Here is a 16,498-nt window from a genome sequence, read left to right on the forward strand (position 1 = left end):
ATTAAATCCCATTAAATTAATAATCTAAATAGTACGAAATAAATTATCATGTCATTAAATTCTCTACCATTAATATCCACTAAAGATCTTGCTATAGGGTATAAAAATCCGAAAAGGGGTAGGCACGTACTTCATTCCGATATTAATGTAAAACTTAATGCCGGAGAATTTGCCTGTTTGCTGGGGCCCAATGGTTCCGGGAAATCTACTTTACTACACACGTTATGCGGTTTTATTCCGGCTTTGGGAGGAGATGTGTTTATAGGCGACAGTCCTGTTACATCCATCTCTAACAAAGAGATGTCACGGCTAGTTAGTGTGGTTTTAACCGAGCGGATCGAAGTTGCCAATATGACCGTTTTTGATTTGGTGTCTTTAGGACGCTCTCCATATACAGGATTTTTTGGTCAAATGAAGAGCCGGGATGTCAAAAAGGTGAAGGAAGCCATAGCTGCAGTTGGTTTAAATGACTTTGAAGACAGACCACTTACCCAAATGAGTGATGGAGAGAGGCAGAAAGCTTTAATTGCGAAGGCACTGGTTCAGGAAACCCCCATGATTGTTTTGGATGAGCCTACTGCCTTTTTAGATCTGCCCAGTCGGATTGAACTCATGAATTTATTACGTAAGCTTTCGCATGAGCGAAACAAAGGCATTTTACTTTCAACGCACGACCTTGATTTGGCCCTTCAAATGGCTGATAAAATTTGGTTATTAGCCAAAGGGAAAAAAATAGAAAGCGGAACCCCTGAAGATTTGGTCCTTACTAATGAATTTAGACGTTTTTTTGAGCGGGAAGGGATTTTATTCGATAATAGTACCGGACAGTTTACGGTTGATAAACGGAATCTCAAATCAATTCGTGTTATAGGTAAAGGTATTGAATATAAATGGGTGAGTCGGGCTTTGGCACGAAAAGGGTTTGAGGCTTCTGATAATTCTTATTCGGACATTGAGGTAGAAATACGCTCTGATGGAACACCGGAATATTTGGTAACAGGTCCTTCGGGTAAAACCCACAAGCTTAGAACTATTGAAGACCTGTTAGAACAGATTGACCAGGAAAATAATTCGTAGTGACAGGTAATATTCTGCCTATCTGTCAGCATCTTGTTTCGGGCATTCATTTGGCATAACCTTTGTTTTATAGAGGCGAAAATTTTGTTTAATCCATTCAAACGATAAAGAGTTATGCAAAAAGGGAAAATAGGTGTTAGTACCGACAACATCTTTCCAATAATTAAGAAATATCTTTATTCCGATCATGAGATCTTTCTTCGTGAATTGGTCTCCAATGCTGTTGATGCCACACAAAAGCTAAATACACTGGCCCGATTGGGCGATTTCAAGGGTGAGTTGGGAGACACAACCATACGCATTGCCGTTGATGAAAAAAAGAAAACCATTACCATTTCGGACCGAGGGGTGGGAATGACAGCTGAAGAGATTGATAAGTACATCAATCAGGTTGCGTTTTCCGGTGCCAACGATTTCCTGGAAAAATATAAAAAAGATGCCAATGCCATTATTGGGCACTTCGGATTGGGCTTTTACTCTGCTTTCATGGTTTCCAAGAAGGTTGAAATTCATACATTATCGTATAAAGAAGGAGCTCAGGCTGTAAAGTGGGAGTGTGACGGAAGTCCCGAATATTCTATCGAAGAGATTGACAAGAAGGAGCGGGGAACTGATATTGTGCTCTTTATTGATGATGAAAACAAGCAATTTGCCGATAAGAATGAGATTGAAAGACTTCTGAAAAAGTATTGCCGCTTTTTGCCCATCCCTATTGCTATCGGGAAAAAAACGAAGTGGGAAGATGGAAAAGAAGTGGAAACCGATGAAGACAATATCGTTAACGAAACGAAACCATTGTGGACGCAAACTCCTTCCGGCCTGAAAGAGGACGATTACAAGAAGTTTTATCACAGCCTTTACCCAATGGCTGAAGATCCCTTGTTTAATATACATCTGAATGTTGATTATCCTTTTAATCTTACAGGGATTCTTTACTTCCCCAAGATTAGAAACAATATTGAAATACAGAAAAATAAGATTCAACTCTATTGCAATCAGGTCTATGTCACCGATTCGGTAGAAGGCATTGTCCCTGAATTTCTTACACTTCTGCATGGTGTTATCGACTCGCCTGACATCCCGTTAAATGTTTCAAGGTCTTATCTTCAGAGCGATTCTAACGTAAAGAAAATCTCAAGCCATATTACCAAAAAGGTTGCCGACAGGTTGGATGAGATTTTCCGAAATGAAAGAAAGTCTTTTGAAGAGAAATGGGACGACCTGAAGATATTTATTGAGTACGGAATGCTCACCGATGAGAAATTTTATGAACGTGCTCAAAAATTTGCATTGTTGAAAAATACCGAGGGCAAATATTTTACTTTCGAAGAGTATAAAAACATTATTAAAGACCTTCAAACCGATAAGGACAAGCAACTGGTTTATCTGTATGCCACCAATAAAGAAGATCAGTATTCTTTCATTGAGGCGGCCAAAAATAAAGGTTATGATGTTCTGTTAATGGATGGTCAGCTGGATACTCACTTTATAAATCATTTGGAACAAAAGTTTGATAAAGCCCGGTTTGTGAGGGTCGATAGTGACGTTCCTGAAAAACTCATTCCTAAGGAAGAAAAGAATGAGTTAAAATTAACCGAAGCAGAAAAAGATAATTTGACGCAACTATTTAAATCGCAAACACCCAATATAAACAATGCTAACTTTATTGTCGCATTCGAAGCTTTGGATGAGAATGATAAGCCTGTTATGATTACTCAACAGGAGTTTATGAGACGGATGAAAGATATGAGCCAAACCGGGGGTGGACCAATGATGTTTTATGGCGATATGCCCGACAGTTATAACCTTGTGGTTAATGGAAATCATAAACTCATCCGCCGGATTGCCGATGATTGTGAGAAAGAAGTAGGGGAAAAAGCTAATGAGTTGAGAGATAAAATTAAAAATTTAGAAACCCGCAAGTCGGAACTTGAGAAAGCTAAAGAAGGGAAGAAAGAAGAAGAAATACCTCAAGCTCAAAAAGAGGAACTTCAGGATGTGGAAAAGCAAATTAGTGAACTTAGGAAACAAAAGGATGATGTGTTGAGCGATTATGCAGCGAAAAATAAACTGGTTTCCCAACTTATAGATTTGGCACTTCTTTCAAATAATATGTTGAAGGGTGAAGCCTTGAGCCGTTTTGTTCAAAGAAGTTTGGAGTTGATTTAAATCCTCCGGCCAAAGGCTTGACTGCATAACTGTAGTATTTTGTAGTTTGATTGAAGTGTTGTAAAATACCAAAGACTGCCGGGATGGTTTTAATAATGAATCGGATTTTGAGATTAACCATTCCGGCAGCCTTTTTTATTTTTATCTGCTTGGTTTGGGGTAAGATTTCTAACTTTAACCTTTACTGAAGTTGTATAATGTAAAAGATTTCAGATTTTAATTCAATCTTTAATATCGAAAAATTTGATTCACTATTTTTAGAGAATCACGGAAGTATTTCGGGCTTCAAAACGAAGGAATACTTTACCGGCATTGAACCCTTTTGAAGGTATTAAAGTTGTATCTATACGTATTCTATATTATTTCAATATCCGATTCATGAATCCAGCCTTCATTGCCATCTTCCAATCTGATATTCCACCATTCACCTAGTTTAGATATTAGTTCTACTTTGGTTCCTTGGTGTAATACAAATAAATTGGTTCCACTCTGGTCGGGCGAACTTTTTATATTTACCGTGGGGGTAAAAATAATGGCGTGAGTACGGTTCACCAATTTATCTTTTTGATATGATGAGAAACCATAAAAGGTTATTGTAGAAAGCAGGAAAATTATGGCAGCCGAAAAAGCCACTTTTTTTGTGCCTGAGTTTTTCCCAAACAGATAAAATCCGGCACCTATCAGGAAAATTATAAACGTTACTATGGAATATATTGCCCAGCCATCTGAATCGTTTAAATTTCTTATGCTGGTAAACCATTTGGTGAGAAAGAAAAGTTCAATTTTATCAATTTTATCAGCTGTTTGCTCATAGGCTAATTCTAAATTATATCGAATGTCGTTGTCCTGAGGTGAAAGTAGTAATGCACGTTCGTAGTTAAGAATGGCTTCGGGTAATTTGCCGGATTTATAAAAGGCATTTCCCAGATTATAATATACGGCTGCACTTTCAAGACCCGACTGTAATATGCTTTGATACATTTCTATTGCTTTTTCGTACTCGCTTTGCGAATAATATTCATTCCCTTGTTCAAAGCGATTATCCTGGGCGAAAAGAACTATTCCAATCCCAAAAAATAATGTCAATGTTAATATTTTGGTTCTCATGAGTCTATAATCTTTGTTCATTAAATTTATCCATTAATTTAGAAAACTACACCTGTCACGCTCCTTTTACTTTCTTCTTAACATTTCTTTCTAATCGGCTAATAACCGAAACGGCTTTTTTATAAAGATTTTCTTTTTCACCCTCGGTGCCTGATGGGGCATAACGTGCATATTCACAAGTGTCGAGAATATCTAATAACTGATCAATTGTATCGGTATGGGCACCGTGTGCAATAAGTTCTTCACGAACATTGTCTCGTGTCAGGTCTGCAACGGGAATAACCAGTTTATCGCTAAGATATCCCCATAAACCCTTCGAAAGTTCTTCGAAGAAGGCTTCATTGTTGCCTGATTTTAGATGTTTTGCAGCATTCTTAAGACGTTTTTGGGCTAACTTGTTAGCTCTTTTTGTTTTTTTGAGTTGTATGTTAGCATTTTCTTTGATTTTTTGCCGGTAGATAATTGAAATAATAATGAATAAAATTAATGGAATAATATACCCAAGATAAAATTTCCAGGAACCCAAAAAGAATGTTTGAGTTGGTTTTAATTTATCAGACCTGGTTTTTATGTATCGTATATCTTGTCCTAATAACTTTACGCTTTCACGACTAGTTGTTCTGGCCGGTCCGCCGGATACGTTGGACCCACCTTCACGAGCCTGTTCATCTCCACCTTCTACCTGAATAACAATTGGGTCACTTTTCAAAGTTTTATATTTGCCGGCAGAAGGATCGAAATACACATATTCCAGCGACGATAACTCATAGGTGCCGGGATATCGGGGTATAATTAGTTGTTCATATGTTTTGGTTCCTTTATGCCCCTGGTATGTAGTTGAAAGATTAGAGGAAGTACTGGGGTCAAATACATCAAAGTCGGGCGGAAAAGAAAATTTAGGATCTCCTGCAACTTTTAAATTGCCAGTCCCGCTCAATACTGTTTTTACGGTTATTCCATCATTAACCTTTGCGTTTTTTTGTGAAACCGTGACCGACATATTAAGTGAACCAACAAAACCCGAAAAATTGTCAGGTTGAGGTTGCGGCAACGGTTTTACATTGATGGTTAATTCTTTAGATGAAACCGTTTTCTTTACAGTACGGTATGTATCAAAAAAGCTGTCAAAAATATTTGACGATTGTCTGGTATTTCTTATTCGTACTAAAAATTCAATTGAAATGGGTTCAATTTTCAGGGTCCCGCTCCTTTGGGGGAAAAGAATTTTTTGATTGTAAGTGCCAACCCTGTAGGTTCTGCCATTTATATTTTCCAGCGTCCAATCAATATTATCATTTCCGGACAGGTCTTCAGCAATAAAACTTCTAAATGAAGGGTATTGAATATCCGAAATGCCCTCTAGATTCACTCTTGTGTATATTTTAGTGGTTACCAAAATGGGTTGATTTTGATATACACTCTTTTTATTGGCCTGCATTGTAATAAAAAGATCTTCGTTACCAACAATGCCTGTGGTAGTTCCACCTGATGAGCCTTGTTGTGCAGCGGCCGATTGATTTTCCGCCTTTATTACCTTTATGGAAAGACTATTAGATTGATATTTTTTACCATCTACTTCTATAGTAGCGGGAGGAATGGTAAAAGTGCCGATTTGATCCGATTTCAAAATATATGTATAGGAATACTCCTGTTCACGACTTACTTTGCCGTTAATGATTTGAATCGAAGAGCGTTGCGACATGGTAGGCCCCATAAGAATGGTGAATGGCGACATGTCAGGAACCCGTAAATCTTCACCTTCGCCGTTCACTGAGTAAACCAGTTGAAATTTTTGGCCTTGCACTACTGCATTAGGTGCTGTCGCTTTAAATTCTATATCTTGTGCAAAGACTTTAGAGATGCTTAGCACACTTAGAATTAAAAGTAAGCCATACCTCCCTTTACTTATTTTTTGTTTTAAGGGATTGAAATACTGCAGGCTTTTTATGATTCCTTGAAAATAAGTTTTAAAGCTATTTATTGTATAATAATGGTTCATAACTTTTTTATACCAAACAAATGATTTCAGTGATAGACTTTAAGGTTATTTTTAACGGTCCAAAATAAAAAATGATACCAATGTTACCAGTTTTTTTCAATGCTTTTCTGCTGCTGTTGTTTTGCTTTTTTTATTTTTTCCTGCAACTTGGCTTCATCTTCATCAATTGACTTCAGAATACGTTCTGCATCTTCTTTAGAAATTTGCTGTTGTTGCTGTTGCTGATTCTGTTGACCTTGCTGTTGGTCTTGTTGATTCTGTTGGTCTTGTTGTTCCTGTTGATTCTGTTGATCTTGTTGATTCTGTTGGTCTTGTTGCTGCTGTTGATTTTGTTGCTGTTCTTGTTGATCCTGATTTTGGTCCTGGTTTTGATTTTGTTGTTGGTTCTGCAGCATTTTCATTGCTGCAATGAGATTGTATCTGGTTTCATTATCGTCAGGATCGTATCTTAGAGCTTCTTTGTATGCTTCGATACTTTTATCGTATTGTTGTTTGGCAAAAAAGGCATTTCCGATATTGTGGTAAACATCCGAAATTTTTTCCTTGTCATCCGTACTATTTCTTATTGCCTGAAATTGTTCCAATGCCTCATCTATTTTATTTTGCTTAAAGAGGGCATCACCCAGGTTGAAGCGCCCTTCAAAGCTTTCCGGGTTCTTTTCGAGGGCTTTCCTGAATTCAATTTCGGATTCCACATATTTTTCATCTTCATAATAATCATGCCCGTTTCGAATAAACCGACGTTCATTTTGTGCCGGCAAGTTAATGCCCATAAGGGTGAGTAAAAACAGGACTATTATTAATTTTAACCTCATGACAAAACTTTTTTCTAACGTTTGTCTCTTACAATAAGCTTTGGGCTTAATAAAGTTTGACAAAATATGGTTATACTGATTTATTCCTGAAAAAATAGTTTATATCTCTTCTTTTTGACCACGTTCCTCAACAGTAAAAAGATCAATATTTTTTAATAATTTGTTTTTTCGTTCAAGTATGATTAATTCAATAAGTAGTATTAAAATAACTAATGCTGCCGGATATTGAAACTTGTCATCATAATCCGTATAAACTTTTGATTCAATTTCACTTTTTTTCAGCCCCCCTAATTCGTCAATCAAATCGTTAATACCGGCTCTAAGATTATTGGCCGGAATATATTTGCCATCTGCAGCTTCGGCAATTTCTCTTAACAATGCAGGGTTCATTTTGGTGATAACCACATTACCTTCATTGTCTTTCATAAAAGTATTTAATTTATTGGGGCTAACAGGAATTGGCGCACCTTCCGGACTTCCCATTCCCACAGTATAAACCTTAATGCCTTTTTCAATTGCTTCTTTAGCTGCAACAATAGCGTCATCTTCATGGTTTTCACCATCGGTAATGATAACTATGGCGCGGTTAATGCCCTCCTGTTGGGAAAATGATTTGGTTGCCAGTCTAATGGCAGCGCCAATGGCCGTTCCCTGGGTGGGAACCATATCGGTACTAATACCCGATAAAAACAGCTTGGCCGACGCGTAATCCGAGGTAATGGGTAATTGTACGTAAGCCTCTCCGGCAAAAACAATGAGGCCAATTCGGTCATTGACCATTTTATCGGCCAACCGTTCAATGGCCAGCTTTGCACGTGCCAACCGGCTTGGTTGAACATCAGTGGCATTCATACTGTTCGACACATCCAGTGCTATAATGAGCTCTATCCCCTTGCGCTTAACCGTTTCAAGTTTTGTACCAAATTGTGGTGAGGCTAATGTTATAATTAATCCTGCCAATGCCAGTAAAAGCAAATAAAATTTAACAACCGGACGCACATACGATATATCAGGCATTAAATGGCTGATCAATTCCAGGTTGCCAAATCTTTTTAATTTTTTCTTTCGTTGGTGCTGAAATATTAGCTGTAAAAAGGCTAAAACAGGGATTATGACCAACAAATATAAATATTCCGGATGTCCAAATCGAAACATATAATATTGTTTTTTTATGTTGTTATTGCCGATTAATCAGGGCAAATTTCTCAGAATCGTGTTCCTCAAAACGATTTCGGTTAATAAAAGTACTAAGGCTGCCAAAGCAAAAGGAATGAATTCTTCCTTGCGTTTGGTGTATTCCTTTACTTGTATTTTGGTTTTTTCCATTTGATCAATCTTTTCATAAATTTCCTTAAGCTTATTTTTGTTGGTGGCACGGAAATATTCACCGCCAGTCATAGAAGCAATTTCTTTCAACATCTCTTCATCAATTTTTACTTCCATTTGTTGAATTTGCCGGCCAAAAACGGTATTTACAGGGAAAGGTGCCGTTCCAATACTTCCCACTCCGATGGTGTAGACGCGTATACCAAAAGTTTTGGCCATTTCAGCGGCGGTAAGTGGATGAATTTCACCTCTGTTATTTACACCATCGGTTAACAGAATGATTACTTTGCTTTTGGCATCACTGTCTTTTATCCGGCTGATAGCTGTAGAAAGGCCCATCCCAATGGCGGTTCCATCTTCGAGCATCCCAAAGTTTACATCCTGAATTAGATTTATTAAAGCGGCATGGTCTATGGTTAAAGGACATTGTGTAAAGCTTTCGGCTGCAAATATTACCAGGCCCATTTTATCGTTGGGGCGGCCGGATATGAATTCTATAGCCACATCTTTTGCAGCTTCCAAACGATTGGGTTTGAAATCCATGGCCTGCATACTGCCCGAAATATCCAGCGATACCATTATGTCAATTCCTTCGGTGGTTACTTCTCTTAATTTATTGGACGATTGTGGTCGGGCCAGTGCAATAATCAGTAATATAAATGTAAGGCATCTTAGTACAAAGGGAAGATGCCTGAGATATGTTTTTTTGGATTTTCTTATTGTTGAAAATCCTTTCAGTGAAGATATCTGCAATGAAGCATTAAGTTCCCTGTGCTTCCATATATACCAGCCAATAATTGGCAATAGTAATAGAAGCAGGAAAAAGAAATGCGGATGTTGAAATGTATAGTTCATTCCTTTTTAAGGTTGTTGTGGTTCAACTTTTTCTGTACTATTGGTACTTTTTTCTTTATCGGTTTCTTCTTCAGAGAGGGTTTGTTCCTCAAATTTGGTTTGGTTAACGAAAAAATAGGCATTCATTAGCGAAAGGTCATTTTCGTCGGGCAGGGGTTCCATTTTTGCAAATTTTACCAGGTCTGCCAATTCCAGAACTTGTTTTAACCGATCAGCAATTTTATCATCGGGTAAATCCACTTTCGATAGTGAATTCATTATTTCCGGGGTAATTTGTTCTAAGGCAGGGATTCCATATCTATCCTGAAGATACTTTCTTAAAATATCTGTAAGGGTTGAATGAAATTCTTTGACCTTCCCTTTTTGCCATAGTTTTTCGTCTTTCAGATGGTCGAGTTCTTTCAGGGCAACCACATGCGCCGGCTCTTTGGGTTTTTCTTTGATGAATGCTTTTATTGGGTTTTTCCGTTTAACATAGAAATAGATTGCGGCTGCAATGAGGATGGCCAGTAACAAACCACCTAAAATCCACGGCAAAAAGCGATACAATTCGGATAACTTAAACGGGGTATTGACGGGGCCTTTGATATCAGCAATACCTTTTTGTGGGTCAACTTCTTCAAACGGATTTACCACCATTAACCCTATGGGGTTTGTTTTTTTAATTTGCCTGGCTTGTTCAGTTGCCAATTCAAATTCTATCGGTGGGATATAGTGTAGTCCACTGTCGAAAGAAGTAATTCTAAGGATTTGTTTTACAGAGATTCGGTCATTGCCGAGGTCTGTTGTATCCGGGTCCCATTTTTCAACTATTTCTATATCTTTAGTGATAGTATCCCCGAACTGCGGAAAAATAACGCGTAACCCTTTGGGTTGTGCTACTTCTAAAGTAAGATTCATCTGACCACCAATCAGCATAAGCGTAGAATCAGGGGTGGCCGATACGGAATAATTCTGCGCAATAATATTGCTTGGGGAACTCCAGAACAATATAGAAATGAGCGCTAAGAATGTAGATATATGTTTAGAAAAAGAATTTTGCCCCATCTTATGCTCGCTTTTTAAAGAGTGAAATGAGTGCTTTAACATAGTCTTCATTAGTGGGAACTGCCACATTGTCAACACCGCTTTTTGAGAAGGCATTTTGTAACCTTTGCTCGTTTTTTCGCCACCATTCTTTATAAGCTTCACGCGTTTTTTTATTAGCGGTATTAATCCAGGTGTAGTTCCCGGTTTCTGCGTCTTTGAGTTTAACAAATCCAATATTGGGAATTTCCGTTTCACGAGGGTCGTAAACTCTAAGTGCTACCACATCATGTTTATGGTTTGCAATTTTTAACGAATCCTCAAAATTATCATCCATAAAGTCGGAGATGATAAAGGCGGTACAACGTTTTCGAATTGCGTTAGTGAGATAACGTAACGCTTCTGAAATGTTTGTTCCTCGACTTTCGGGTTTAAAACCTATAAGTTCCCGAATAATATAGAGAATGTGTTTACGTCCCTTTTTGGGTGGAATGAATTTTTCAATATGGTCCGAAAAAAAGATTACGCCTATTTTGTCGTTGTTTTGAATGGCCGAGAAAGCCAGGACGGCCGCCATTTCGGTGATGACATTTTTTTTGAATCGCCATGTGGTTCCAAATTCTCGAGAGCCCGAAACATCAATTAATAACATAACCGTTAGTTCGCGTTCTTCTTCGAAAACCTTAACATAAGGGTGATGAAAGCGGGCCGTTACGTTCCAATCAATGTTTCGTATGTCATCGCCATATTGATATTCCCGAACTTCGCTAAACATCATTCCTCTTCCTTTAAAGGCGGAATGATACTCTCCGGCAAAAATGTTATTTGAGAGCCCTCGGGTTTTAATTTCTATCTGTCGTACACGTTTTAAAATGTCTGTTGTTTCAGTCATTCCCTTAAATTTAACAGGTGACCTGATTACATGCGGTATAACCCTTTAATTTTGTTATGCCTGATTTTGTAATCATAAATGAAACCAATATGGCAACATTGGCCACATATACCAATAAATTTTTATCATTCATGACACCTAAGCTCTGTAGGCTTATCACTAAATAATAAATTGTATTAGGGCACTTCTACGGTGTTCAATATTTCACTGATTATATCTTCAGTGGTAAGATTATTGGCTTCAGCTTCATAAGAGAGGCCAATCCGGTGTCTAAGAACATCATAACAAACGGCACGAACATCTTCAGGAATTACATAACCTCTGCGTTTAATAAAGGCATAAGCTTTAGAGGCTAAGGAAAGACTGATGCTGGCACGAGGTGAACCCCCGTAGGAAATCATATCTTTATATTTATCGAGTCCATATTGTTCAGGGAAACGAGTGGCAAAAACGATGTCAACGATGTATTTTTCAATTTTTTCATCCATGTAAACATCTTTGACTACCTTTCGGGCTCTTATGATATCATCAGGTTTTATTATGCTGTTAGCTTCGGGAAATTGTTGCGCCAGGTTGTGACGAATAATTAGCTGCTCTTCGGCTTTTTGCGGATAATCGATAATCACTTTAAGCATGAAACGGTCCACCTGGGCTTCGGGTAAAGGATAGGTTCCTTCTTGCTCAATGGGGTTTTGGGTGGCCATAACCAAAAACGGATTGGGTAGGGGATAGGTATTGTCACCTATGGTTACTTGCCGTTCCTGCATGGCTTCCAAGAGTGCACTTTGCACTTTGGCGGGTGCTCTGTTAATCTCATCGGCCAGAACAAAGTTGGTGAAGATAGGACCTTTTTTTACAACAAATTCTTCATTTTTTTGACTGTATATCATGGTTCCCAACAAGTCGGCAGGAAGCAGGTCGGGCGTAAACTGAATACGACTGAACCGGGCATTTACTACTTTTGAAAGTGTAGTGATAGCTAATGTTTTGGCAAGTCCCGGAACGCCTTCCAATAAAATGTGCCCATCCGACAACAGGCCTATAAGCAAACTTTCTACAAGATGCTTCTGACCAACTATAACTTTGTTCATTTCTATCGTTAACAAATCGACGAATGAACTCTCTTCTTTTATGCGTTCATTAAGTTCTTTAATATTTACCGTTTGGTCCATGTGATTATGTTTTTTGATTTTCTATGTGAAGAAATATGTCAAAACCGCGTCTAAATTATCAAAAATTGTTCCAATAAGAGGATGTACATTGGAAAAATGTCATTTTTAAAATTATTTGGCTTACCGTTTCAATTTAACTATAGTTCATCACAAAAATATAAAACTATGAATTGTTAGTGTAATGAAGACCCTGCCTATAACCTTTACAGGGTATTGACAATTTTGTTTTGATGAATTCAATCCTTCTAAGGAATAACAGTAAATGATTACCATTATCAATACCATATCCTTCTAAGGATATAGAGTAAATGATTACCATCACAAACATTATGTCCTTTAGAGGATATAGGGTAAATGATTATAATCACCAATATCATTTCCTTCTAAGGATATAGGGTAAATGATTACCATCACAAACATTATGTCCTTTAGAGGATATAGGGTAAATGATTATAATCACCAATATCATATCCTTCTAAGGATATAGAGTAAATGATTACCATCACAAACATTATGTCCTTTAGAGGATATAGGGTAAATGATTACCATCACAAACATCATATCCTTTAGAGGATATAGAGTAAATGATTATAATCACTAATACCATATCCTTTAGAGGATATAGGGGGAATGATTCCCATCATCAATACCATATCCTTCTAAGGATATATTTTTAATCATTCAAATAAGATGGCTTTAATCCTTTAAAGTATTGAACCAGGGTAATAAGAATAAACGGGAATCGCTATTTATAATTTTACAGATTGATGATATTTAGCGGAATAAAGGGGTTGCCCACCATAAATGACCCCGATATAAAGTTTAAATTGAATAGAAACAATAATTTAGATGAATTGTAAATAACTGAAACGGGCATGGCAACCTTTGCCATAAAAGAGCTTGTATTAAAAGACAAAGGCAGAAGGGTAATTTATCAATTATATGATTGCGTGAAGGGTGGTTATCCTTATTTAACGGGTCTGTGGGTATGAAGAAAAAGAAAGCAACAATACCCATTTAATGGTTTAGAGGTATTTATTGAATCGGGTTGAAAACTTAATTTTATTCATCAAGTCTGAAGATTTTTTCGTATCCATGTTTTACATTAGTTTTGTAAAAAAATAAAAGACGATGGATTTCGAAAATAATGATTTTGTATGTCGGCATCTTCAGCTAACGAAAAAGGATATTGTAAGAGCCATTCGTGAGAAAAATTTAAGCACCTTTGATGAAATACAAGACGAAACCGATGCCGCTACCGTTTGTGGTTCCTGCGCCGCTGACATTGAAGCTATCCTCGAAGAAGAGTTGCGAAAGCGAACATCAGAGAAGGGATGATTTCCACAGAAGTGACGAGTCACCATAGCTGAGAAATCGGTAATTATTTTTTAAGGCATGGGAATAGATTCTCTTCCATTCATCGCCCACCAAAGCGGCAATGAGTAATAATAACGTACTTTTGGGTTGGTGAAAATTGGTCACTATAGCATCAATGGATTTTATTTGATAACCCGGTGCAATGATGATTGCTGTGGACCCTTCGAAATGAGTCTTTCCACTCCTTTCTGTCGATTCAATGAGGTTTTCCAATGCTTCTTCAAAGCGAAGGTTGCTTTTTAAATGATAAGGGGTCCATTGACCTATGTGGTGAAAAGGTTGATTTAAGTGGCATAAGACACCGGCCCAATAAAGTGACTCCAAAGTTCTAAGAGAGGTGGTGCCCACTGCTATTCTAATTCCTTTGTGCCTTTGAATATTTTTTAATGTTTCCAGGGAAATCCGGAAATGTTCAGTGTGCATCTCATGGTCGGCAACATTTTCGCTTTTAACCGGACGGAAAGTTCCTGCACCCACATGCAAGGTGAGGGTTTGTATCGAAACCCCGTTTTTTTTCATTCGGTTAATTACATTGTCAGTAAAATGTAGTCCTGCGGTTGGGGCTGCTACCGACCCTTTTTCTTTTGAATAAACGGTTTGATAACGTACGGTATCAATTTCTTCTGAATCTCGATTCAGATATGGTGGAATGGGGGTTTTACCCATGTAGTCCATCAGTTCGGAGAAAGTAAAGTTCGGGTTATTCCATTTAAAGCGAATGGCAAAACCTTCCTGAGTTTTATTTACTTTTTCCGCTGACAGGTGTATTGGCGCTTGTCCGTTTTGAATTATTGTTTCCAGGGGTCCTTCTTTCCATTTTTTAAGGTTGCCTACCATGCAATTCCAGACGACCTCTTTATTTTGTGCAAAAGCCGAGGTTAATTCAAAAGGTTCGATGGGTTCAAGGCAAAAAATTTCTATCCGGGCTCCGGTCGATTTTTTAAACGGTAGTCGTGCCCTTATAACCTTAGTGTTATTAAAAATCATCATCGTATTAGCCGGCAGCAGCTCAGGTAATTGGGAAAATACATGGTCACTGATTTTTCCTTCTTTATAATATAATAATTTTGATTGGTCACGTTCGGGAAGAGGATATTTGGCAATTCTTTCTTCCGGTAAGTCGTAATCAAAGTTTTTAATGGAAATGTCCATTCTTAAATGATTTATAAAAATTATAATTGTTTTATGACAGAGACCCTTTGGTGAAAAACTATTCAAATTTTATACGGGTTGTCGGATTTTAAAAACCTTATTGACCACCTTTCTAAAAATTTAATTTTCAACAAAACGACAAATTTAGGGATTTTCGGGAAACTGGAGTAAATGCACGGATTGTTTAAACGGTCGGGTGTTTTTTTTACCTTTGCATCTTTAAGTAAAGTAAAACTTTTATGAAGAAAAAAGATATTAGACCAGGCGATAAAGTTAGATTTTTGAATGATGTAGGGGGAGGGGAAGTTACACGCATCGATGGTAAGGTGGTTTATGTTATCGATGAAATAGGTTTTGAAGTTCCCGTTCCGGTATCAGAGGTGGTAGTAGTTGAACGCAAAGCCGAAGATAATAGACCCCAGGTTGAGACTACGGCACCGGATACTGTAAGTAACGATAATTCTACAATTTCTCATCCCGAATCGTCAGAAGAAGAATTACCATATATTGACCCTCGGCATGACGATTTTAATCCAAGATTTTATTTGGCATTTACTCCGACAAACCCTGGAGATAATGAGCAAAAAGTTGATTTTTATCTAGTTAATGATAGTAACTTTTATTGTTTTTATCTCATTACAGAAACCGGTGAAAACGGTTTGGCTCAAGAACTATTTAGTGGGGCTATTCATCCTAACACTAAAGAATTTATTCAGGCATTTTCAGCCGCAAATATGGATGTTAACTGGCACGTGCAATTGATTTTGTTTAGAAAAGATAAACCGTTCCGACTTTTCGAACCGGTAAATGAGTTGATTAAAATCCGTGCCAATAAATTTTTCCGAGACAATGCCTTTAAAAGCAATGATTTTTTTGATAGGAAAGCGGTTCTAATTTCTGTTATTAAGAATGAACTTGAACGAAGGTTGGAAAGTTTATCGAAAAAAGAGACACAGCAAATCATTAAGGAAAAAGAAGCTAAAACTGAGAAAACGGTTTCTTCAAAAAAGCAAAAACGACCTGATATTATTGAAGTTGACCTACATATTCATGAGCTATTGGATGATACCCGAGGGTTATCCAATTCAGAAATGCTTAAAATTCAATTGGATAAATTTCATGAAGTAATGGAGGAGTATCAAAAAATTAAGGGACAAAAAATTGTTTTTATTCATGGTGTTGGTAATGGAACTTTGAAACATGAGATTCGGCGTCAGTTAAATACCAGATATAAAAAACACAGCTTCCAGGATGCTTCCTTCAGAGAATATGGATATGGTGCTACCCTGGTGATTATTTAGCACTTTAGGTTAAATATTCAATCTGTTTTTTCTTTTTAATGCCCATCAGGCCAAACCGCCATTATATTTGTGCAGGTTTCCCTATTGGGCAGAACTTTTTTTAGGAATTTAATTGTTGTTTCTTTATTTTTCATTCGTATAAATTTACTTACTTCGTTGATACACTGCTTCTTATAAGTAGTCGTTAGTGGTTAGTCGTTAGTTATTTTATACTAACCACTTGTTAACTA

13 protein-coding genes are annotated in these 16,498 nt (G+C 37.3%); 4 read left to right on the forward strand and 9 right to left on the reverse strand.

Going from position 1 to position 16,498, the window contains the following annotated elements; all coding sequences use genetic code 11:
• The first annotated feature begins 48 nt into the window (after positions 1–48).
• Positions 49–1,077 (forward strand): ABC transporter ATP-binding protein, encoded by a 1,029-nt coding sequence (locus BM130_RS08685; protein WP_010527415.1) that lies wholly within the window; start codon positions 49–51, stop codon positions 1,075–1,077.
• Positions 1,078–1,191: 114 nt separating this feature from the next.
• A complete protein-coding gene (htpG, locus tag BM130_RS08690; protein ID WP_010527414.1) occupies positions 1,192–3,246 on the forward strand; it encodes a molecular chaperone HtpG in 2,055 nt (684 codons plus the stop codon).
• 354 nt (positions 3,247–3,600) lie between these two features.
• Here the strand turns inward: htpG and BM130_RS08695 are convergent, their stop codons facing one another.
• The 8 genes from BM130_RS08695 to BM130_RS08730 all read right to left on the reverse strand — a co-directional run bounded on the left by BM130_RS08695 (position 3,601) and on the right by BM130_RS08730 (position 12,438).
• The gene (locus tag BM130_RS08695) at positions 3,601–4,353 is read right to left on the reverse strand and encodes a tetratricopeptide repeat protein (protein WP_029626573.1); all 753 of its coding nucleotides are present in this window, start codon (positions 4,351–4,353) and stop codon (positions 3,601–3,603) included.
• Positions 4,354–4,408: 55 nt separating this feature from the next.
• Complete coding sequence (locus BM130_RS08700; protein WP_010527412.1) at positions 4,409–6,352, reverse strand: BatD family protein; 1,944 nt, start codon at positions 6,350–6,352, stop codon at positions 4,409–4,411.
• 83 nt (positions 6,353–6,435) lie between these two features.
• Positions 6,436–7,167, reverse strand: coding sequence for a tetratricopeptide repeat protein (locus BM130_RS08705; RefSeq protein WP_010527411.1), 732 nt, complete (start codon positions 7,165–7,167; stop codon positions 6,436–6,438).
• A 99-nt stretch (positions 7,168–7,266) separates the two neighbouring features.
• A complete protein-coding gene (locus BM130_RS08710; protein WP_010527410.1) occupies positions 7,267–8,322 on the reverse strand; it encodes a VWA domain-containing protein in 1,056 nt (351 codons plus the stop codon).
• A 36-nt stretch (positions 8,323–8,358) separates the two neighbouring features.
• Positions 8,359–9,348, reverse strand: a complete 990-nt coding sequence (locus BM130_RS08715; RefSeq protein ID WP_010527409.1) for a vWA domain-containing protein — start codon at positions 9,346–9,348, stop codon at positions 8,359–8,361.
• Between the two features lie 6 nt (positions 9,349–9,354).
• The gene (locus BM130_RS08720) at positions 9,355–10,395 is read right to left on the reverse strand and encodes a hypothetical protein (RefSeq protein WP_010527408.1); all 1,041 of its coding nucleotides are present in this window, start codon (positions 10,393–10,395) and stop codon (positions 9,355–9,357) included.
• 1 nt (position 10,396) lies between these two features.
• Positions 10,397–11,266: a DUF58 domain-containing protein gene (locus BM130_RS08725; RefSeq protein ID WP_010527407.1), complete on the reverse strand. Its 870-nt coding sequence runs from the start codon at positions 11,264–11,266 to the stop codon at positions 10,397–10,399.
• Positions 11,267–11,442: 176 nt separating this feature from the next.
• A complete protein-coding gene (locus BM130_RS08730; RefSeq protein WP_010527406.1) occupies positions 11,443–12,438 on the reverse strand; it encodes an AAA family ATPase in 996 nt (331 codons plus the stop codon).
• 1,131 nt (positions 12,439–13,569) lie between these two features.
• Between BM130_RS08730 and BM130_RS08735 the strand changes: the two genes are divergently transcribed.
• Positions 13,570–13,776, forward strand: coding sequence for a (2Fe-2S)-binding protein (locus BM130_RS08735; RefSeq protein WP_010527405.1), 207 nt, complete (start codon positions 13,570–13,572; stop codon positions 13,774–13,776).
• Here BM130_RS08735 and BM130_RS08740 read toward each other — a convergent pair.
• The gene (locus tag BM130_RS08740) at positions 13,762–14,967 is read right to left on the reverse strand and encodes an S-adenosylmethionine:tRNA ribosyltransferase-isomerase (protein ID WP_010527404.1); all 1,206 of its coding nucleotides are present in this window, start codon (positions 14,965–14,967) and stop codon (positions 13,762–13,764) included. The genes BM130_RS08735 and BM130_RS08740 overlap by 15 nt on opposite strands.
• 239 nt (positions 14,968–15,206) lie before the next feature.
• Here BM130_RS08740 and BM130_RS08745 point away from each other — a divergent pair, with 239 nt between their 5' ends.
• A complete protein-coding gene (locus BM130_RS08745) occupies positions 15,207–16,268 on the forward strand; it encodes a DUF2027 domain-containing protein (protein WP_010527403.1) in 1,062 nt (353 codons plus the stop codon).
• Positions 16,269–16,498 lie beyond the last annotated feature (230 nt).

The organism is Thermophagus xiamenensis (assembly GCF_900112795.1).
GTDB classification, from domain to species: domain Bacteria; phylum Bacteroidota; class Bacteroidia; order Bacteroidales; family Marinilabiliaceae; genus Thermophagus; species Thermophagus xiamenensis.

Coding starts and splice junctions, on each gene's coding strand:
- BM130_RS08710 (WP_010527410.1), bottom strand. CDS start 8,322: ATGTTTCGATTTGGACATCCGGAATATTTATATTTGTTGGTCATAATC.
- BM130_RS08745 (WP_010527403.1), top strand. CDS start 15,207: ATGAAGAAAAAAGATATTAGACCAGGCGATAAAGTTAGATTTTTGAAT.
- htpG (WP_010527414.1), top strand. CDS start 1,192: ATGCAAAAAGGGAAAATAGGTGTTAGTACCGACAACATCTTTCCAATA.
- BM130_RS08705 (WP_010527411.1), bottom strand. CDS start 7,167: ATGAGGTTAAAATTAATAATAGTCCTGTTTTTACTCACCCTTATGGGC.
- BM130_RS08725 (WP_010527407.1), bottom strand. CDS start 11,266: ATGACTGAAACAACAGACATTTTAAAACGTGTACGACAGATAGAAATT.
- BM130_RS08700 (WP_010527412.1), bottom strand. CDS start 6,352: ATGAACCATTATTATACAATAAATAGCTTTAAAACTTATTTTCAAGGA.
- BM130_RS08695 (WP_029626573.1), bottom strand. CDS start 4,353: ATGAGAACCAAAATATTAACATTGACATTATTTTTTGGGATTGGAATA.
- BM130_RS08720 (WP_010527408.1), bottom strand. CDS start 10,395: ATGGGGCAAAATTCTTTTTCTAAACATATATCTACATTCTTAGCGCTC.
- BM130_RS08685 (WP_010527415.1), top strand. CDS start 49: ATGTCATTAAATTCTCTACCATTAATATCCACTAAAGATCTTGCTATA.
- BM130_RS08735 (WP_010527405.1), top strand. CDS start 13,570: ATGGATTTCGAAAATAATGATTTTGTATGTCGGCATCTTCAGCTAACG.
- BM130_RS08740 (WP_010527404.1), bottom strand. CDS start 14,967: ATGGACATTTCCATTAAAAACTTTGATTACGACTTACCGGAAGAAAGA.
- BM130_RS08715 (WP_010527409.1), bottom strand. CDS start 9,348: ATGAACTATACATTTCAACATCCGCATTTCTTTTTCCTGCTTCTATTA.
- BM130_RS08730 (WP_010527406.1), bottom strand. CDS start 12,438: ATGGACCAAACGGTAAATATTAAAGAACTTAATGAACGCATAAAAGAA.